Source organism: Streptomyces sp. NPDC002446, from assembly GCF_053595675.1.
Map to the genome: position 1 here is coordinate 18,051 of NZ_JBSFYC010000047.1, position 18,757 is coordinate 36,807.

At 74.0% G+C, this 18,757-nt stretch carries 18 protein-coding genes; 3 read left to right on the top strand and 15 right to left on the bottom strand.

The window, feature by feature from the left end:
• Positions 1-46: 46 nt before the first annotated feature.
• The 6 genes from ACWD6P_RS24465 to ACWD6P_RS24490 all read right to left on the bottom strand — a co-directional run bounded on the left by ACWD6P_RS24465 (position 47) and on the right by ACWD6P_RS24490 (position 4,227).
• On the bottom strand, positions 47-946 hold the full coding sequence (locus tag ACWD6P_RS24465; RefSeq protein ID WP_451446329.1) for a phosphotriesterase family protein: 900 nt from the start codon (positions 944-946) through the stop codon (positions 47-49).
• Positions 947-1,029: 83 nt separating this feature from the next.
• Complete coding sequence (locus tag ACWD6P_RS24470) at positions 1,030-1,614, bottom strand: DUF4865 family protein (RefSeq protein ID WP_451446292.1); 585 nt, start codon at positions 1,612-1,614, stop codon at positions 1,030-1,032.
• A 61-nt stretch (positions 1,615-1,675) separates the two neighbouring features.
• Positions 1,676-2,074 carry a (R)-mandelonitrile lyase gene (locus tag ACWD6P_RS24475; RefSeq protein WP_451446293.1) on the bottom strand — a complete coding sequence of 133 codons (399 nt, stop codon included), beginning with the start codon at positions 2,072-2,074 and terminating at the stop codon, positions 1,676-1,678.
• A 123-nt stretch (positions 2,075-2,197) separates the two neighbouring features.
• A complete protein-coding gene (locus tag ACWD6P_RS24480) occupies positions 2,198-2,821 on the bottom strand; it encodes a TetR/AcrR family transcriptional regulator (protein WP_451446294.1) in 624 nt (207 codons plus the stop codon).
• A 428-nt stretch (positions 2,822-3,249) separates the two neighbouring features.
• The gene (locus ACWD6P_RS24485; protein WP_451446295.1) at positions 3,250-3,756 is read right to left on the bottom strand and encodes an ATP-binding protein; all 507 of its coding nucleotides are present in this window, start codon (positions 3,754-3,756) and stop codon (positions 3,250-3,252) included.
• 183 nt (positions 3,757-3,939) lie between these two features.
• Positions 3,940-4,227 (bottom strand): hypothetical protein, encoded by a 288-nt coding sequence (locus ACWD6P_RS24490; protein WP_451446296.1) that lies wholly within the window; start codon positions 4,225-4,227, stop codon positions 3,940-3,942.
• Between the two features lie 243 nt (positions 4,228-4,470).
• On the opposite strand from ACWD6P_RS24490, the gene ACWD6P_RS24495 reads away from it, so the two are divergent.
• Complete coding sequence (locus ACWD6P_RS24495; RefSeq protein WP_451446297.1) at positions 4,471-5,628, top strand: PLP-dependent cysteine synthase family protein; 1,158 nt, start codon at positions 4,471-4,473, stop codon at positions 5,626-5,628.
• Between the two features lie 78 nt (positions 5,629-5,706).
• Here ACWD6P_RS24495 and ACWD6P_RS24500 read toward each other — a convergent pair whose 3' ends face one another.
• Both ACWD6P_RS24500 and ACWD6P_RS24505 read right to left on the bottom strand, forming a co-directional pair.
• Positions 5,707-6,180 carry an SRPBCC family protein gene (locus ACWD6P_RS24500; protein ID WP_451446298.1) on the bottom strand — a complete coding sequence of 158 codons (474 nt, stop codon included), beginning with the start codon at positions 6,178-6,180 and terminating at the stop codon, positions 5,707-5,709.
• A 121-nt stretch (positions 6,181-6,301) separates the two neighbouring features.
• Complete coding sequence (locus tag ACWD6P_RS24505; protein ID WP_451446299.1) at positions 6,302-7,147, bottom strand: DeoR/GlpR family DNA-binding transcription regulator; 846 nt, start codon at positions 7,145-7,147, stop codon at positions 6,302-6,304.
• 233 nt (positions 7,148-7,380) lie between these two features.
• Here ACWD6P_RS24505 and ACWD6P_RS24510 point away from each other — a divergent pair, with 233 nt between their 5' ends.
• A complete protein-coding gene (locus ACWD6P_RS24510) occupies positions 7,381-9,822 on the top strand; it encodes a hypothetical protein (protein WP_451446300.1) in 2,442 nt (813 codons plus the stop codon).
• Here the strand turns inward: ACWD6P_RS24510 and ACWD6P_RS24515 are convergent.
• From ACWD6P_RS24515 to ACWD6P_RS24540, 6 genes are all read right to left on the bottom strand, one after another.
• On the bottom strand, positions 9,792-12,218 hold the full coding sequence (locus ACWD6P_RS24515; RefSeq protein ID WP_451446301.1) for a right-handed parallel beta-helix repeat-containing protein: 2,427 nt from the start codon (positions 12,216-12,218) through the stop codon (positions 9,792-9,794). The two genes, ACWD6P_RS24510 and ACWD6P_RS24515, sit on opposite strands and share 31 nt — an antisense overlap.
• A gap of 178 nt (positions 12,219-12,396) precedes the next feature.
• Positions 12,397-12,999 carry an Rv1733c family protein gene (locus tag ACWD6P_RS24520; RefSeq protein ID WP_451446302.1) on the bottom strand — a complete coding sequence of 201 codons (603 nt, stop codon included), beginning with the start codon at positions 12,997-12,999 and terminating at the stop codon, positions 12,397-12,399.
• 146 nt (positions 13,000-13,145) lie between these two features.
• A complete protein-coding gene (locus ACWD6P_RS24525) occupies positions 13,146-13,589 on the bottom strand; it encodes an ATP-binding protein (protein WP_451446303.1) in 444 nt (147 codons plus the stop codon).
• On the bottom strand, positions 13,583-14,473 hold the full coding sequence (locus tag ACWD6P_RS24530) for an MEDS domain-containing protein (RefSeq protein ID WP_451446304.1): 891 nt from the start codon (positions 14,471-14,473) through the stop codon (positions 13,583-13,585). Before ACWD6P_RS24530 ends, ACWD6P_RS24525 begins: the two co-directional genes overlap by 7 nt.
• 146 nt (positions 14,474-14,619) lie before the next feature.
• Positions 14,620-15,444 (bottom strand): MOSC domain-containing protein, encoded by an 825-nt coding sequence (locus tag ACWD6P_RS24535; RefSeq protein WP_451446305.1) that lies wholly within the window; start codon positions 15,442-15,444, stop codon positions 14,620-14,622.
• 48 nt (positions 15,445-15,492) lie between these two features.
• Positions 15,493-15,954: a DUF6643 family protein gene (locus tag ACWD6P_RS24540; RefSeq protein ID WP_451446306.1), complete on the bottom strand. Its 462-nt coding sequence runs from the start codon at positions 15,952-15,954 to the stop codon at positions 15,493-15,495.
• 247 nt (positions 15,955-16,201) lie between these two features.
• Between ACWD6P_RS24540 and ACWD6P_RS24545 the strand changes: the two genes are divergently transcribed.
• Positions 16,202-17,563, top strand: coding sequence for a TerD family protein (locus ACWD6P_RS24545; protein WP_451446307.1), 1,362 nt, complete (start codon positions 16,202-16,204; stop codon positions 17,561-17,563).
• A gap of 21 nt (positions 17,564-17,584) precedes the next feature.
• Here the strand turns inward: ACWD6P_RS24545 and ACWD6P_RS24550 are convergent, their stop codons facing one another.
• Positions 17,585-18,733, bottom strand: a complete 1,149-nt coding sequence (locus ACWD6P_RS24550) for a glycosyltransferase (protein WP_451446330.1) — start codon at positions 18,731-18,733, stop codon at positions 17,585-17,587.
• Between the last annotated feature and the right edge of the window lie 24 nt (positions 18,734-18,757).

An 18,757-nucleotide genomic window follows, 5' to 3' on the forward strand; every position in this document is an offset into this window, starting at 1 on the left:
GCGGGGCGGCGGGGCGCGGTGGACAGGCCGGGGGGCGGCCCCGCCGTCAGCTGACGGCGCCTCCCGTGCCCGGCCAGCCGGCCGCGAACGCCCGCGCCGGGTTGGCCGTCAGAAAGCGCGTCACCACGTCCTCACCCAGGGCGAGTTCGAGCCGCTCCCGGTGGCGGCGCAGCAGATACGGCATCCCCGGGCCGCCGTTCACCGACCGGGCACCGGCCGTCGTGGTGTCGCCGCCGAGCAGGATCCGGTCCCCGAAACCCGCATCGGCGAGCGCGGCCAGCGCGTCCGGGAGCCGCCAGTCGGTCGCTTGGTGCGCGCGCGAGGGGCCGTCGAAGGCCAGATACGCCCCCGCCTGCGCGGCCGCCCGGTGCACCACGAGATCGGGTGAACGGTTGAGATGCCCGAGGATCACCCGGTCCGGCGGGACCGCCCGCTGCCCGCAGAGCAGCTCCAGTACGTCCAGCGCACCGGTGCCCAGCTCCAGATGGACGCCGATGGCCGCGCCGGTCGCCTGCTGGGCCTCGGCGGCCGCGGCCATGACGTACCGGGCGTGGCGGTCCAGGCCGTGGAAGCCGCCCGCGACCTTGATCATTCCGGCCCGCGGTCCGGTCCCGCCGATGCCTTCGGTCAGCTCGGCGACGAACAGCCCGGCCAGGTCCGGACGGACGCGGTCCAGCACCTCGGGGGCGTAGTGCACCGCCTGGTGCAGCCCGGTGGCGGCGACGATCCGTACCCCCGACTCCCTGGACAGCCGCGGCAGTTCGGCCGCACCCCGGCCCATGCCGTACGGCGTCCACTGGATCACCGCCGCGCCGCCGGCCGCGCGAAAGGCGCTCAGCTCGGCGGCCGCGGCCTCCGGGTCGGCCAGCTCCTGGCCCGCCAGCAGGGGGCTGCGCAGGAAGAGGTGGTCGTGCGCGTCGCAGACACCGAGGTCGGCGGGGGCGATATCGCCGAGGACGGTACGGACGGCCGGGGCGGGGGCGCCCGCGGCACCGGCGGGACCGGCAGCGGCCGGCCCGGGAAGCGGGCTCACCACTGCCGCCCCGTGCCCAGCCGCCCGACGCCCGGCGCGGACAGATGCAGCACCTGATAGCGGTCGCCCGCGTCAGGGGACACGCCGTCCGCCCACAGGGTGAAGTGGACCAGCTCCCAGTGCCGCGGGTCGACGGCCAGCGCGGTGGAGTGCACCCCGTCCGCCGCGGCGAGCTCCTCGTGGGCGGCCACCGCCTGTGCGACGGCGGTGGGCACGTCGGCGCGCTCGGCGAGGCTCTCGGTCCGCCGGGTGAAGGCGCGGGGGGCCGCCCCGGCGGCCGGACCGGGCCGGTGGAACAGGCCCTGCCAGTGCTGGACCACCGGCCGTCCGAAGTCGCGGACCACACCGCGGAATCCGTCACCGACGAGGAAGCGGTTCATCGCCTCCGGATCGGCCCAGAGGTAGAACGGCGCGTACTGGTTGACCGGCGAGCCGTCGACCCCGCGCTCGCGGATCCCGTAGGCCTTGAGGCCGAGCCCCGCGAAGTCGTCGAGAAGGTGGCCCTTGGACGCCACCCGGTGCCGGATGATCCGCATGTCGTAGTCGGCGGGCAGGGTGATCGCGTACTGCATGGCGTGCATGAGGAAGCTCCGTACGGGGGCGGTGGGCTGGGGCTGGGCCGATCGGTCGTGTCGTGGGCGGTCACGCGCCCGGGTAGTCCGCCTCGCCGACCAGCTCGGCCCACTCGGCCGTGGTGCCGTCGTCGGCGGCCTCGACGGTCGCCAGGTGGGTCATGAAGGTGTCGGGCGCCGCGCCGTGCCAATGCCGTTCGCCCGGTGCGATCCAGACGGTGTCCCCGGCGCGGATCGGCTCGACGGGGCCGCCCGCGCGCTGCACCAGGCCGGCACCCTCGGTGACGTGCAGGACCTGGCCGTGCGGATGGGTGTGCCAGGCGGTGTGCGCGCCGGGCGCGAAGTGCACGCTGAACATCCGCAGACGGGAGGGCGCCGGCGGGGCGGCAATCTCATCGAGCCAGACGGTCCCGGTGAAGTGCGCGGCGGGGCCCGGCTGACTGGCGGGCCGCTGTCGGGTGATCTCCATGGGGGTGAACTCCTTTACGGGATACGGGATACGGGATACGGGCTATGGGTTACCGGTGTGGTGTGCGTGTATCGGTGCGCGGGGGCTGCCGGGGCCGGACGGACACCGGGCGCGCGGCAGGACTCAGCCGGCCGTGACCTGGGCGGCGAGCAGGGCCAGCACGCCCTCCACGGCCGCGTCGAACGGCGCCGGGTCGTCGGCCGCGCGGGCCAGCACATATCCGCCCTGGACCACGGCGGCGACGGTCGCGGCGGTGGCCGCCGGATCCAGCCCCGCGGCCAGTTCGCCGCGCCGCTGCCCCTCGGCGAGGACCCCGGCGATCCGGCCCTGGAGCCAGCCGAACATCTCGTCCAGCGGCGCCCGCAGCTCGGGGCTCCGCACCACGTCCCGGTCCTGTGTCATCCGGCCGATCGGGCAGCCGCGCAGCACCCGCCGCTCCCGCAGCAGATAGGCGGCGACCCGCTCGTACGCCGTGCCGGGGCCGGTCAGACACTCCTCGGCGGCCTGCTTCATGCCCTCCGCAGTGCGCCGGATCGCCGCCAGTGCGAGGTCGGACTTGCCGGAGAAGTGGTGGTACATGCTGCCCTGGCCCACGCCCGCGCGCTCCAGGATCGCCTTGGGGCTGGTACCGACATAGCCCCGCTCCCAGAGGAGCTCCTGGGTGCTGTGCACCAGCCGATCCCGGGTGCCGAGCGGTTCCTGCGCGCCGAGCTGTCCCTGAGTGCCGAGCTGTCCCTGAGTGCTCATGAGCGCACTGTACATACTAGTAGTTACAGAGATCAACAAAGGGACCGCCGCACCCCCTGGAGTAGTCGCTCCCGCGCCGCGTACTGCCCCCGTCGTACGGACGGAGCCGCTGGCCGGACGACGACCGGAGGGCCTCGGGCGGCGAGGCTCGAAGAAGACGTGACAGAGCCCTTCCCACCGAAGAGTTGATCGTGATGTCCGAGCTGGCCGAACCCTGGTCCGGCGGCGGCCCGGGACCCTGGATCCTGTTCCGACGAGGAGGAGTGCTGGCGCCGGATGTCCGTCCTGGAGGAGCACTTCGGCGCCGGTCCCAAGACGGGGGCCGCATGACCGCCGCTGCCGGAGCCACCGCATACGAGCGGCCCGGGTAGTCCGGGGGCGGGGTGGGGGTCAATGGGCCGGACCCGCCCGGGGCCCGGCCCGGCCCGTCAGCCGACCCTCGCGCCCCGTGTCCGGGAGCGCCCGTCGGTCGTCCGGGGCTCGTCCTCCAGCCGCAGCGGCTGCCAGCGCGCCCGGGCCGCGGGGGTCTCGTCGGGTGGGGTGGCCAGGGCCGGAAGGGTGAACCACACGACCTTGCCGTTGCCCTCCGCGCGCATCCCCCAGCTCTCGCTGAGCGCCGCGACCAGCGCCAGACCGCGACCGCAGGTCTCCCAGCTGCCGGCGGCCCGGATCCGCGGCAGCCGGGGGTCCTCGTCGTGCACCGAGACCGTCAACTGATCGAGGAGTACGCACAGTTCGACGGTGCACTGCTTGGTGAAGCGGGCGTGCCGGTGGACGTTGGCGAGGAGTTCGGTCACCCCGAGCGCGGCGGGGTCGATCAAGGCGTCGAGACGCCAGTGCCGCAGCTGTGCGGAGACGATGCTGCGCACATGGCTGATGCGGGCCGGAACGGCCTGGAGCTCCACCGTGCAGTGCCTGCTGGGCTGCGTGATCACGACCGCGACTCCCTGATGAGGCCGGGCGCCCCCCGTACCGGGCAGGGGCGAAGATCGGGTCCAGCGATGCCCGCCGCATCACAACGTCACCGCTGGTGAACCCTCAGTGATACGAGTCCAGGGTCAGTCAGCCGGTGCGCTCCCGCAACCGCACCACCTCGGCCGGGGAGGCGGAGCCGGCGTTCAGGCACGTGGCGGACGCGCCGCCTCCAGGGCCTTGAAGAAGAGTTCCGGGGCACCGAGGGTCAGCGAGTAGCGGTGCCCGTTGAGGGTGGCCAGCGCCCGGTCCCGGGCCGCGAACAGCGGCCGGTGGGCCTGTACGGCCTGCAGCGGGGCGCTGTCGATCTCCGTGCCGTAGCTGGTCAGCAGCGCCAGCCTGCCGTCTCTGATGACCACCTGGCCGGCGCGGGTCAGTGACCGCAGCCACCGCTCGATCCGTACGCCGGTCGCGTTGAACTCCGGCTCCGCCATGGCCGGCACCTCCTCGGTGAGACGGGCAGGTGCCCTCCACCGCCCCTTGTGGGAAGTTTGCCGCGAGGACGCCCGGTGCACCAGGGTCCCCGGCGTCCGAGGCCCGCAACAGCCCCCTCCCAGGGCCTCCTTGGGGTATCCCAAAGTGATGTTTATGCAGGTGAGAAGGGTGCCGAGGGTGGCTATAGTCGGAATCGGCCCGGCGTAGCGCACGGGTCTGGAAACCCCCTGAGGAGTGCGCCGGTGAGCACCGCACAGCAGCCGCAGAGCCGGCCCGACCACGAGAGCGCGGCCGGGGCCCCGGCGCCGACCGTCGATGTCGACCGCTCGGACCCGGACTACCGCAGCTGGCTCAACGAAGCCGTACGCAAGGTCCAGGCGGACGCCAACCGCACCGCCGACACCCACCTCCTGCGCTTCCCGCTGCCCGAGAAGTGGGGCATCGACCTCTACCTCAAGGACGAGTCGACCCACCCCACCGGCAGCCTCAAGCACCGGCTGGCCCGCTCGCTCTTCCTCTACGGGCTGTGCAACGGCTGGATCCGTCCGGGCAAGCCCGTCATCGAGGCCTCCAGTGGTTCCACGGCGGTCTCCGAGGCGTACTTCGCCTCGCTGATCGGGGTGCCGTTCATCGCCGTGATGCCGGCCACCACCAGCCGGGAGAAGACCCGGCTGATCGAATTCCACGGTGGCACCTGCCATCTGGTCCAGGACCCGCGGACCGTCTACGAGGTCTCCGCCCGGCTCGCCGCCGAGTCCGGCGGCCACTACATGGACCAGTTCACCTACGCCGAACGCGCCACGGACTGGCGGGGCAACAACAACATCGCCGAGTCGATCTACCAGCAGCTGCGGCTGGAGCGCTACCCGGAACCGGCCTGGATCGTGGCCACCGCGGGCACCGGCGGCACCTCCGCGACCATCGCCCGCTATGTGCACTACATGCAGTACGACACCCGTATCTGTGTGCCCGACCCGGAGAACTCCTGCTTCTTCGACGGCTGGCTCACCGGCGACGCCGGGACCGGCTGCGAGACCGCCTCCCGGATCGAGGGCATCGGGCGGCCCCGGATGGAGCCGAGCTTCCTACCCGGTGCGATAGACCGGATGATGAAGGTGCCGGACGCCGCCAGCATCGCCGCCGTCCGTGCCCTGGAGGCGGCGATCGGCCGCAAGGCGGGCGGCTCGACCGGTACCGGCCTGTGGAGCGCGCTGAAGATCGTCGCGGAGATGGTCGCCGAGGGCCGCAGGGGATCCGTCGTCACGCTGCTGTGCGACCCCGGGGACCGCTACCTCGACAAGTACTACTCCGACGACTGGCTGGCCTCCCAGGGGCTGGACATCGCGCCGTACGCGCGCGCCATCGAGGAGTTCCTGGCCACGGGGGCCTGGCCTTCCTGAGGGCGGCGGTCCGCCCGCCGGCCGCGGGGGCTCCGGCTGCCGGCCCGGACCGGGTGCACCGGCGGGCCGCGCCGCGGCTCAGGCCCCGGTGAGCCGCCGGTCCAGGGCCCGCGCCGACTCGCGGAAGGCACGGCCCAGGCCGGGCCTGGCCAGTGTCATCGCCCAGCGGAACGGCGCCGGGCCGTCCGCCGCGAAGGTCCACCGCAGCCGGGTGCCGCCTCCCGAGGGCGTCAGCCGCCAGTCCTCCAACAGGGCCCGCAGACCAGGGGCGTTGGTGGTGTCGACCCGGTAGGCGTAGTGGTCGTCCGGCTCGGCGGCCAGGACCGTCTCGGTGAAGCGGGTGCCACCCGCCAGCCGTACCTCCCGCCCCCGGCCGTCAGCAGTCGGCGCCGCCCGGGCCACGCCCGTGAACCAGGCCGACCAGCCCGGCACATCGTCCGCCAGCGCCGCGTACACCGCCTTCGGCGGCGCGGCGATGTCCGCGGCGAAGACCAGCCGCAGCGGGGCGGACCCGGCGAAGTCGAGCTCGACGGGGCGGAGTCGGCGTGCCATGGGACGAGCACCCCCTGCAAGGCGGTCAGCGGAAGCCGGGGGCGGCTGCCCGGCGCCCGCCACCATAGCTGACGCGCCGTCAGAAGTCTCTGGTCCGTGCAGCCCCCACCGCCCCCCCCGGTCAGCCCGCCGCGTCCGCCGGCTGCTCGCCCGCCACCACCAGCTCCGGCGGCAGCTCCGCGAACTCCGCCCGCGTCCCGGCCGGCAGCCCGGCGTCCGTCACCAGCACATCGACTTCGTCCAGCGAGGCGAACGAACTCAGCCCGACCTTGCCCCACTTGGTGTGGTCGGCGACCACCACCACCCGCCGCGCGGACCGTACGAAGTGCCGGTTGGTCTCCGCCTCCGCCAGATTCGGCGTCGACAGCCCCGCCTCCACCGATATGCCGTGCACCCCGAGGAACAGCACATCGAAGTGCAGCGACCGGATCGCCGCGTCGGCCACCGGCCCCACCAGCGTGTCCGACGGCGTGCGCACGCCGCCCGTCAGGACCACCGTCGCGGCCCCCGCACGCGGCGCCCCGCCGGCGCTGGCCGCCGCCCGCTGCGCGGTGTAGAACACATCGGCCACCCGCACCGAATTCGTCACCACCGTCAGATCCGGGACATCCAGCAACTGCTGCGCCAGCGCGAACGCGGTCGTGCCGCCCGCCAGCGCGATCGCACTGCCCGGCGCCGCCATCTCGGCCGCAGCCCTGGCGATGTCCTCCTTGGCGCTCAGCTCCAGCGCCGACTTCGCCTCGAAACCGGGCTCGTGCGCGCTCGGCTCGCTCACCGGCACCGCGCCGCCGTGCACCTTCTCCAGCATGCCCTGGCGCGCGAGCGCGTCCAGATCGCGACGGACCGTCATGTCCGACACGCTCAGCTTGCGGGTGAGCTCATTGACCCGCACCCCGCCGCGCCGCCTGACCTCGTCGAGAATCAGGGCACGCCGCTGCTCCGCAAGGAGGTTCTGGCTGTCGCTCACCCCGGCCCGTCCCTTCCGCCCGGCTCGCCACGTCGGGTCGTACGCGCTGGCTCCCGCCTGCGATCATTGGTTCCCTCATCCTCGCACGCGCCACTGACAGCGCCCCCGCGGCCGCCCGGGACACCGCCGTGCGGCACCCAGCTGTCCGGAACGGGTGGAGGCGCATCCGCCCGCAGGGGACAATCCTTGAGGCACCGCACCGCACGGGCCGCACGGACAACGGGGGAAAGCCAGTGGAGACCGCGGAACCGACACCGCACGCCCGCCCAACGCACCCTGCCGCGACCGGAGATCGGCCACCGGCCGACGCACCGCAGCTCTCACTGGAGCTGCTGGTGCACGGCGTCGGCGGCACCACCGCGCAGAAGATGCTCGGCGACCCGCGGGTGCAGCTGATCACCGGCGACGACACCGCCGCCTGCTACCGCCGTACGGAGGACGCGGACGCGGAGCAGCGGCCCGAGGACTACCACGGCCGGCCGGTCCGCGAGGCGTACTGCTGGTCCAATCTCACCTCCGGCAACGGCGCCCGCGCCCTGTGGCTGATCCTGGTGCCCTTCATGGTCGCCAACCTCGCCCACTGGATGCGCCCCGCCGCCCCGGCCGGCCACCGGGCACAGCGGATCTACGACCTCCTGGTGCGCCTGCTCGCGCTCACCCTCACTGTCCTGCTGGCCGCCGCGGCCTGCGAGGTCGCCCTCGACCTCACGGCCTGGCAGTGCGCCGGCACCACCGCCTGCTCCGCCGGCAAGTCCTGGCTGGGCTTCCTCAGCCCCGACAACTCCGGCTGGTGGAGCGCCCCCGGCCGCCGCCTCGCGCTCGCCTCCGTGGTGCCGCTGCTCGTCATCGGCTTCCTGTGGTGGCTCTCGCACCGCACCTGGAGCGCGTACGAATCCGCCTCCCCGCCGCCCCGGCAGCCCGGCAGCTCCCGCTACACACCGCACGCGGAACGCACCGCGCTCAGCCTGGAGGGCTTCTGGTACGGCCGCCGGCTGGTCGCCCGGCTGCGCGCCGCGCACACCACGGCCGGGGTGCTGACCATCGCCGCGGTGCTGCTCGCCGCCGGCGCCGAGACGGACCGGCGGGCCGGCGGCCAGACGGCCCTCGCCGTCACCGGCCGGGCGCTGACCGCCCTGGTCATCCTGCTCGCCGCGGTCACGCTCATCCTCGTCTGGCGGACCGCCCGCAGCGAGGCCGCCCCCGACGACGAATCCGACCGCCTGGTCGTACGGGCCCTGCCGTACGCCGCGCTCGCCGTGCTCGCGCTGATCGCCGTGCACACCGGCTGGGCGCGCCCCGCGGCCCGCAGTCAGGGCCCGCTGCCCGGCGCCTCCGCCTTCGGCGGCATCGCGGCCTTCCAGGGCCTGCTGGTCCTCGCGCTGGCGGTGACCGCCTGGGTGCTGCAGCGCGCCGCCCGCGACGACGAGCGCACCGCCCTGCGCGGCATGGGCGGGCCCGCCGTCGCCCTGCTGGCCTGCGCGGTCGGCGGTGTCCTGTCCGGGGGCGTGGCCCAGCGCTTCGCCGACTGGATGGACGGCGGCGCGACGCCCGGCCAGGAGAACGCCCCCATCCCCGGCCCGCCGGTCCTGCTGTCCTGGCAGGCGTCGGTCATCCCCGTGCTGCTGGTGGTGGTCGCGGTCGTCGCCGTGCTCGCGGCCGTCCGCGTGGTGATCGTCCGCGGGCAGGTGGTCAAGGACGTTCCCGGGCTCTACGACCCGCGCGAGCGCCCCGACGAGCGCCGTACGCGGCGGATCGCCGGCACCATCGCCCGCGCCGGACTCACCGACGCGGCACCCGTCCTGGTCGCTGCCACCGCCGTGGTCACCCTCGTCCTGGGAGCCGGCGCGGTGGCCGGTGCCGGCCTCACCCGCCTGGCGCCCGGCCCCGCCACCGCCGGGGCACCGCCCGTCGTGCACGCCGCCGCCGAGACCGCCGAGTCCCTCGGCTCCTGGATGATGGGCGCCGGCGTCATACTGCTGATCGCCATGGGCCGGCGCGCCTACCGCGATCACTCCGCCCGCCGCACCATCGGCATCCTCTGGGACGTCGGGACGTTCTGGCCGCGCGCCGCCCACCCGTTCGCGCCGCCCTGCTACGCCGAGCGCGCCGTCCCCGACCTCACCTGGCGGATGGCCACCTGGACCGAGCGGTTCGACGGCCGCCTGGTGATCTCCGGACACTCCCAGGGCAGTGTGCTGGCGGCCGCCGCCGTCTGGCAGCTCGACCTGGTCACCCGCAGCCGGGTCGCCCTGCTGACGTACGGCAGCCCCCTGGAACGCCTCTACGGGCGCTGGTTCCCCGCCTTCTTCGGACCGCCCGCGCTCACCGGACTGCACCGCGAGATGGACGACTGGCGCAACCTGTGGCGCTTCACCGACCCCATCGGCGGCCCGATCCTGCTCACCTGCGAGGACGGCCGGCGGATCGACCAGGGCCCGCTGCGCGACCCGCTCGCCTTCGGCCGCACCCTGCAGAACCCGCTGCCCGCCCAGATCCTGGGCCACAGCGACTACCAGTCCGACCCGGTCTTCGAAACGGTCCGCGCCGAGCTGATCGCCCGGCTCGACCCGGCGGTGCCGAGCCAGCGGGAAGAACCCGAGGGCGGCCCCGGCTGCCGGCGGCCGGGGTCGGGACCGCCGGCCGCTCAGGACAGTTCGGGCAGATCGTCCGCGTAGAGCAGGGTCAGGTCGTCGGTGCTCGGGTCGGCCAGCTGCGCCACCCGGCCCGCGTGCCGCTCGACCATCGCCTCGAACGTCTGCCGCGCGGTACGCCCGTTGCCGAAGGAGGGGCCCTTGGGCAGTACGGTGAAGTACTTCAGTAGCGCCTCGCCGGCCCCCTCGGCGAGGCGGTACTCGTGCTCCTCGCCCTGCTGCTCGACGATCCGCAGCAGCTCCTCGGGGGCGTAGTCGCCGAAGGTGATGGTCCGTGAGAAGCGCGATGCCACACCGGGGTTGACCGCGAGGAAGCGCTCCATCTCGGCGGTGTAGCCCGCCACGATCACCACCACCGCGTCCCGGTGGTCCTCCATCAGCTTCACGAGGGTGTCGATGGCCTCCTTGCCGAAGTCCCGGCCGGAGTCCTCGGGGGAGAGGGCGTACGCCTCGTCGATGAACAGCACCCCGCCGCGCGCCCGGTCGAACGCCTCCTGCGTACGGATGGCCGTCGAGCCGATGTGCTCGCCCACCAGGTCCACCCGCGACACCTCGACCAGATGCCCGCGCTCCAACACCCCCAGGGACGCCAGGATTTCGCCGTAGAGCCGGGCCACGGTCGTCTTGCCGGTGCCGGGGGAGCCGGTGAACACCAGATGGCGGCGCACGGAGGCGGCCTTCAGGCCCGCCTGCTGCCGCCGGCGTCCCACCTCGATCATGTTGATCAGGCTGCGGACCTCGCGCTTGACGCTCTCCAGCCCCACCAGGGTGTCGAGTTCGCCCAGCACCTCGTCGGAGGGCCGGCTGCTGACGACCGGCTCGGCCGCCGCGGCGGCGGGCAGCGGGCTCTGCGCCGGGACGTTGCCCAGCAGCCCGGCCGTCTGCGTCGCCGGCTGCACGGCGGGCGCCGCCACGGCGGCCGGCGGCGCCGCGGCCCGGCTCTCGTCGCTGGTGCAGTCCTGGACCGTGGGCCCGTCACCCTGCCCGGCGCCGCTGTCGGCGAACTCGTAGCCGCCGCGGGCGCACCGCTCCGTACGGCACCGCGTCAGCGTCGTACGGCAGCCGTCGATGACGTGGAAGCCGAAGCCGGAGCTCCCGGTGACCCGGCAGCCGTGGAAGGTGCCGCGGCCCTCGGCCGAGACGTAGAACCCGGCCTCGGCCGGTGAACTCACCGTGCAGCCCTCAATGGTGGGATCCGCGCCCTTGGTGACGATCACGCCGGTCTGCGCCCCGTCGATGGTGCAGTTGGCGAGCGTGCCGCCGCTGCCGTGGTCGCGGAACCAGGCACCGGTCGCCGCCTCGCGGATCCGGCAGTCGTCCAGCTGCACGGTCGCCCCGTCGCTCACCGACACCGCGGTGTTGCGGACCTGCGCGATGTCGCAGTCCACCACGTCGGCGCGGGAGCCGCGGTCCAGCACGAACAGTGCGTCCGGCACGTCATGGACCCGTGTCGAGTCCAGCACGGCGGTGGCGCCGTCGCTGACCCACACCGCCGGGTAGTCGCCGGTGCTGTCGTGGATCTCGCACTGGTTGGCGTCCACCCGGGTGCCCGGGTCCCATACGGACAGGCCGTTGCGGCCGAAGTGCCGCACCGTGCTGCGGGTCAGCGTCAGCACCGAACGCGACCGCAGGTCGACCGCGTTCTCCGGGATGTCGTGGATGTCGCAGTCGGCCAGCGTGAGGACCGCGTCGGTGTCCAGGGTGACGCCGTCGGCGGAGGTCCGGTGCACCGTGCAGTCCGTGAGGTGGCCGGTGGCCCGCGCGGCCACCTGGATGCCCGCGCCCTTGATCTCGTACAGCTCGCAGCCCACCGCCTCGACCGCGCTGCCCTCGCCGTTGACCGACAGCCCGGCGCCCGAGGCATGGTGGATCCGGCAGTTCTCCAGCCGGGGATGGGCCCCGCCGCGCACCGCCACCCCGGTCTGCCCGGCGGCCACCACCTCGCACTCCTCGAAGAGGCCGCCGGCCCCCTCCAGGACGCTGATGCCCACCCCGCCCGCGTTGTCGACCGTGCAGCGGCGCACCGTCGGGCGGGCGCCGCCGCGGACCTCGATGCCGGACGCGGATCGGGTCACCACTCTCAGACCGGTCAGCTCCGGCGCGCCGTCCTCCACCAGCAGCGCGGGCGAGGCCGAATCCGTCGCCTCCAGATGCAGATCGTGGACGGTCGCGGAGGCCCGTATCGTCAGCGCGACCCCGTCGGCCGGGGCGATCCGCACCGAACCGCGCGACCCGTCCGGGCCGCGCAGCGTCACCGCGCGCTGCAGCACCAGGTTCTCCCGGTACGTACCGGCCGGGACGGTCAGCACATCACCGTCCCCGGCGGCCTCCAGGGCGGCGGCGAGCGAGCTGTACTCCCCGGTGCGGCGCCGCCAACGCGACGTTCCGGAGTGCGTCACCTGGACCGAGCCCTGTGCCATGGCGCTGTCGTGCCCCCACCTCGTGCGGCTGATGTCGTCCCGGCAGCCATCCGTACGCGGATGTCCGCATTCGGGTCCTCCGAGCCCCAGCCGAGAGGCTGGCGCCCCCACCGTAGCGCGCCCGGCGGGCGGCAGTTGACACGGTCAGCGCCTGGTCAGCCCCGAAGGAACGGACGGCTCAACTCCCGGCGTCGGCCCGGCCCCAGTCCTGGCCCGCGCGCTCCCACTCCGCGTCCCAGCGGCGGAAACGACGCACCATCAGCTGCCCGACGACCAGGCGCCGGCCACCCTCGATCAGCCCGCCGACGGCGGCCGTGGTGCCCAGACCGGCCAGTACGGCGTGCGTACCGGCCGTGCTGACGTCCATCGGCCGGGGCATCACCCGGCCCCGTACGTCCGTCCAGATGCGGAACCGCTCACCGGACTCCACCGGGCGCGGCGCGGCGAGCTGCCCGGTATGCGCGCTGCCGTCGACGGCCGTCCAGCGGGCGACCACCCGCAGGTGCGCATCGCGCTGCGACGAGGTCTCCGGATCGGGGTCGAGCGGGGCCCGGGAGACCAGCCGGTCGACCGTGACCCACACCAGATGGCGCTGCTGATGCTGCAGACGTACGGTCTCCAGCAGCGCGCCGTGCGCCGCCCGTCCGGTAAGCCAGCCCGCGAAGGGCGCCCCGAGAGCGATCAGGAGGGCGGCGGCGAGCGCCACCCAGGCCTCGATCCGGTCGGTCCGGCGCCGCAGGGGATTGCGCCGCCAGCGCCATACGCCTCGTATCGCTCGCATCCTCGCCCCCTCTCCGTGTCCGTGAATACCTCATCAGGGGTGCTCCATGCGAGAGTTCTGACAAGAGAGAGTTACCTCACGCCGTACGGAGTGCGGCTTGCGGCCGTACGGAGGGCAGGTCCCGGGGCCGTCCGGGGCCGGGGCGCTCAGCGCAGCCGTACCGCGAGGGTCACCACCGCGCCCGCCCCCGGAGCCGCCGCGGTGACCGTGAACCGGTCCGCCACCAGGCGCGCCAGCCACAGCCCGCGCCCCTTCGTCGCACCGTCCAGGCCCGGCAGGAGCTCGGGGATCACCGCCTCGCTGAACCCGGGCCCCGCGTCGCTGATCCGGCACTCCAGCTCATCGTCCACCCGCCGCAGCACCAGCTGCCCCGAACCGCCCGCATGCTCCACGGCGTTCCCCGCGATCTCGTCCACGGCCAGGACGAATTCGCCCCGCCGCGGCTCGCACAGGCCCTCCCGGGCGGCGCACTCCTCGACCAGCAGCCGCAGCTGCGGCAGCAGCCGGGCGGTGAAGCGCCGTTGGAGCAGCCGGCGGCCGGACTCCTCGGCCGGATCCTCCGCCGGGCCCGCAGCATCGGGGTTCACCACGGACGTACCACCTCCGTCAGCACCAGCAGCGGCACCGTCCCGCCGCCCAGCCGCCGCAGCATCCGGCGCTGCCCGCGGTGGCAGCGCACCTCGATCAGTTCATGGCCCACGGCGCCGCGGGCCAGCGTGAGCAGGCTGACGGCGCAGCCCACCGAGAGGAAGTGCAGCCGGGTCAGATCGACCGTCAGCCGCCCGGCCGGCGCCGTGTGCGCCAGTGCGATCTGCAGCGCCGTGCGGAAGGCGTCGTGATGCGCGGCGTCCGCCTCGCCGATGAAGCGCAGCGCGCCGTCCGGGTCGCGCACGGAGCGCAGATCGCCCAGACGTTCCAGCAGCGCGCGCGGGTGCGCCCGTGCCATGGCGGCGACCACCGAGCGGTCGAACCGGCGGCGGTCGTAGGCGCAGACCTCCGTGTACGGGCGGCCGGCGAAGAGCTCCCCTGCGCCCGTCTCGCGGCAGGCCATCGCCTCGACGTCCGAGCCCAGCGCGGCCACCCAGCCCATGTCGACGAACGCCCGCAGGCCCGTATAGCCCTCGGCCGTCGCCCGGTCGGTCTCCGCGGACAGCCGGTCCAGCTGCCGCCCGGCGGTGAACTCGGTGTCCGGCGAGATCACCTCGTGCATGCTGCTCACCACCAACTGGCCGCGGGCGCGCGCCTGGATCGTGCTGCGGCTGGGGAAGTCGATCCGGGCCAGCACCTCCTCCTCGGGCACCCCGGGGCAGGGCAGGACCAGTACCTTCTCGCCGCGGGCCAGCCCGAGCCGTACGAAAGCCGTGACGACCTCCCAGCGCACCTCGTCATTGCCGTAACTCACAAAGGCGTGGTCTCCGGGCCGCAGCTGCTGGACAGGGATCAGATGGTCGCTTCCGGTGTCCCTCGCAGGCATCGACACGCGGTCTCTGTCTCCCGTCGCCCTCGCCCCTCGGCGGCGCCGGGCGCCCCGACGCGGCCGACCGGGAACCGGGCCGCGATGGTCCGGCAGCCGACGCGAGCGCCCGCGGCGCGACCACGGCGCAGGGCCGCGCCGGCCCGTCAGTCGAGTATCTCGAACGGGTCGCCGATACGGATCGTGCCCGTCCCGCGGGGAATCAGATTCTGGCCGAAGACCAGCCGGTCGCCGAAGCGGCGATGACGGGCGAGGGTCCGCAGCGGTTCCTTGCCGCGCTCGGCGGTGTGCTGGTCGGTGGTCGTGACCACACAGCGTGCGCTGGGCTTGGCCACCTCGAAGACCACCTCGCCGATGCGGACCCGCCGCCAGTCGTCCTCCGCCCAGGGGGCCGTGCCGTCCACCACCACATTGGGCCGGAAACGGTTCATGGGCAGGGGGCCCTCATCGGCGTGGTCCCCCTGGGCGATGAGGGAGTTGAGGGCGTCCAGCGACGAGGTGGTCGTCAGCAGCAGCGGGAAGCCGTCGGAGAAGGCGACCGTGTCACCGGGCACGCTGTACTCCGGGTCGACCGGCCGGCGGCTCTCCGGGGCGTCGAGGTACACCAGCCGGCATTCAAGGCCCAGATACCCGCTGAACCACTCGGCGGCCGCCTCGCCCGCGGGGACCGCCTCCACCTTGTCCTTCCAGATCTCCACCGGGACGGTCTCCCCGGACTCGGGCACCCCGACCGTCAGCGCCGCCATCCCGGGGGCGGTGAGCCGGAGGGCGCCGCCCGGCAGCCCCTCGGCGCGCGCCAGCGCCAGCGCCGGCTGCGGCCGTTGGGTGAGCTGCCCGCCCTCGGCGTCCACCAGCAGCCACCGTCGGTCCCCGGCGAGCCCCCATGGCTCCACGACCGCCTCGCCGGGGTCGGTCCCCGCAATGGACTTGACCGGGTAGAGATGGATCGACTGGAGCGCAGGCTTCGGCATGTTTCCCATCCTGCCAGCCGCCTCGGACAGTTGACCGATCGCCCCGGGTCAGTAGCCGCGCGGATACTGCCGCCCGTACGGATCGTCGTACGGGGCGGCCGGGCGGGGCGCGACCGGTGCGGCGGGCCGCATGGCCTCGTACCCCGTGCCCATGCCCGGTGCCGGGCGCTGCGGCTGGGGCTGCTGCGGGGCCTGATAGCCGCCGCGGACGCCCGCCTGCTGGGGGATGTACGGCGCCGGGGCGTGCTGCAGCGGAGCGACCGGCTGCGCGGCGGCACCCGGGTAGCCCTGCCCCGGGGACGGGTGGGAGGGAGCGGCCGGAAGTGCCGGCAGCGCCGAGGGCAGCGCCGGCAAATAGGACGAACCCGTGTCGTAAGGGGAGGGGTTCACCCGGATCGGGGCGATCTGGGGCGTACCGCGTTCGGCGACGAGGCTGTCGTAGATCGGAGTGTCCGGGAAGGAAGGCGAAGCGTAGTAGCCGCCGCCGTAGGTAGAGCGGGGGGAGGTCATGCCTCATAAGTTAAGCCCACGATGTGCTGATTGGGGAGCCTGAAAAGAGGGTTGTTTCAGGTGTTCGGAGCGGTCGTCGCTCGCCAATGCGAGCGAACTTGTGGAAATCGGTCGCGATCGCCCGTAGGGATCGTGTAAAGACCTCGCTTCTCGCGGGTGAACGGGGGGACGTTCGGAGCGGTTCGGGCCAAGTAGGTTGGGAGTGCCACCACTGACGGGGCCCGGCGGACGAGAGGAAGGCGCAGCGATGTCGATGCTCAAGGGCGGCAATGTCCCGGTCCCGGCCCAGGGGGTCCGGGTGGAACTGGGCTGGCAGGCCGCCCCCGGGACACCGGACGTGGACGCCTCCGCGCTGCTCCTGGTGGCCGGAAAGGTCCGCGACGACGGCGACTTCGTCTTCTACAACCAGGCCGTGCACGCCTCCGGCGCCGTACGCCACGAGGGCAAGCGCCCGGCCGGCGGCGCGATGACGGACACCCTCACCGTCGCCCTCGCCTCCGTCGAAGCCGCCGTCGACAAGGTGGTGCTCGCCGCCTCCGCCGACGGCGGCACCTTCGGCAGCGTGCCCGGCCTGCACATCCGGGTGCTGGACGCGGCGAGCGGCGCCGAGATCGCCCGCTTCGACAGCCGGGACGCCACCACGGAGAGCGCCTTCGTGCTCGGCGAGCTCTACCGGCGGCAGGGCGCGTGGAAGTTCCGCGCGGTGGGGCAGGGGTACGACACCGGACTCGCGGGCCTGGCCACCGACTTCGGCATCAGTGTCGACGAGCCCGCGGCGCCGCCGGCCCCGGCTCCCGGCCCGGCCCCCGCGGTGCCCCACGCGCCGGCTCCCGCGCCCCCGCTGACGGCGCCTGCGCCCCCGTTGCCGACGGGTCAACCGGCGGCGTCAATTCCGCCCCCGCCGGGGCAGCCCGCGCCGGCTCCCGCGCCCCCTGCCGTTCGTCTCACAAAAGTCACCCTCACGAAGGACGCCCCTGCCGTTTCGTTGACGAAGCAGGGTGGCACCTCCGGGGCGATGCGGGTGAACCTCAACTGGTCGAGCGGCGGCGTCGGCAAGCGGCTGACCAAGAAACTCGGCCGCAAGGCGATGCAGGCCATGGGCGCCCGCGGCGCGCTGCTGCCCCCGTCCGGCGAGCTGGACCTCGATCTGTGCGCGCTGTACGAACTCGCCGACGGCGCCGCCGGAGTGGTCCACCCGCTCGGGAACAACTTCGGCGCCCTGCACGCCCCGCCGTACATCCAGCTCGACGGCGACGACCGCACCGGCGCGGTGGCGGCCGGCGAGAACCTGACCATCAACCTCGACCACCAGGCGCGCATCAAGCGCATCCTGATCTTCGTCACCGTCTACGCGGGCGCCCGCAGCTTCGAGGGCCTCAGCGCCACGGTCACCCTCCAGCCCCAGTACGGCGCCCCCGTCGAGTTCTCGCTCGACGCCTGCACGGTGCCGTCCAACGTCTGCGCGCTGGCCCTGATCTCCCACACCGGCAGCGAACTCGTCGTCCAGCGCGAGGCCCGCTACCTCGTCCCCGAGCCCGGCATCAGCCCCCAGCGCACCGTGGACTACGCCTACGGCTGGGGCCTGGACTGGTCCCCGGCCAGCAAGTGACACCGCCACCGGGGGGCGGTGTCAGGGCGCCCCGTACGTCCGGCCCTTCCACGCCGCGCCGCGCCCCCGGTAGTGCTGCACCGCCGAGTCCACCGTCATCAGCAGATAGAGCGCCGCGGTGAACGGCAGCAGCGGCGCCGCCCAGGCCGGCTGCCCGTAGTAGCGCAGCATCGGCAGATACGTCCCGCACATCACCGCCCAGGCCGCCCCGCCCGCCAGCGCGACGGCCGGGCCGCCGCCGGCCAGCCCGGCCGCCAGCACGACCGGCGGCGCCAGATACACCAGCGCCAGTCCCAGCGCCGTGCCGAGCAGCAGCAGGGGCCGGTGCCGCAGCTGGGCGTACGCGCTGCGCGAGACCATCCGCCACAGCTCGGCCAGCCGCGGATACGGCCGTACGCTGTCCACCCGGTCCGCCAGCCCCAGCCAGACCGTGCCGCCGCTGCGCTTCACCGCCCTCGCCAGCGCCACATCGTCGATCACCGCGTGCCGGATCGCCTCCGGGATGCCGGCCCGCTCCGCGGCCTCCCGCCGCAGCAGCACACAGCCGCCGGCCGCCGCCGCGGTCCGCGCCCCGGGCCGGTTCACCCGGCGGAACGGGTAGAGCTGCCCGAAGAAGTACACGAACGCCGGCACGATCAGCCGCTCCCAGGGCGTCACCACCCGCAGCCGCGCCATCTGCGACACCAGGTCCAGCTCCGCCGACCGGGCCGCCGCCACCAACTCCCGCAGACTCTCCCGATCGTGCGCGATGTCCGCGTCGGTCAGCAGCAGATACTCCGGCGCCACCCGGTCCCGGGCCAGCGCGATCCCCTGCCGCAGCGCCCACAGCTTGCCCGTCCACCCCGGCTCGGGCTCACCGGGCGAGGTCACCGTCAGCGGCAGCCCGCCCCATGCGTCGGCCAGCTCACGGGCCAGCGCGCCGGTCCCGTCCGAGGAGCCGTCGTCGACGAGGAAGACCTCCGCCCGGCCCGGGTACTTCTGCCCGAGCAGCGAAGGCAGGCTCTCCGGCAGCACCGCCGCCTCGTCCCGCGCCGGCACCACCACCGCGACCGACGGCCAGCGCCCGGGATCGCGGCGGTCCGGCAGCCGTACGTCCGTGCGCCAGAACAAGCCCTGCCCCAGCAGCAGCCACACCCAGGCCAGCACCGACCCGACACCGATCCACCCCATCGCACCCACGGGGCGCAGTCTGCC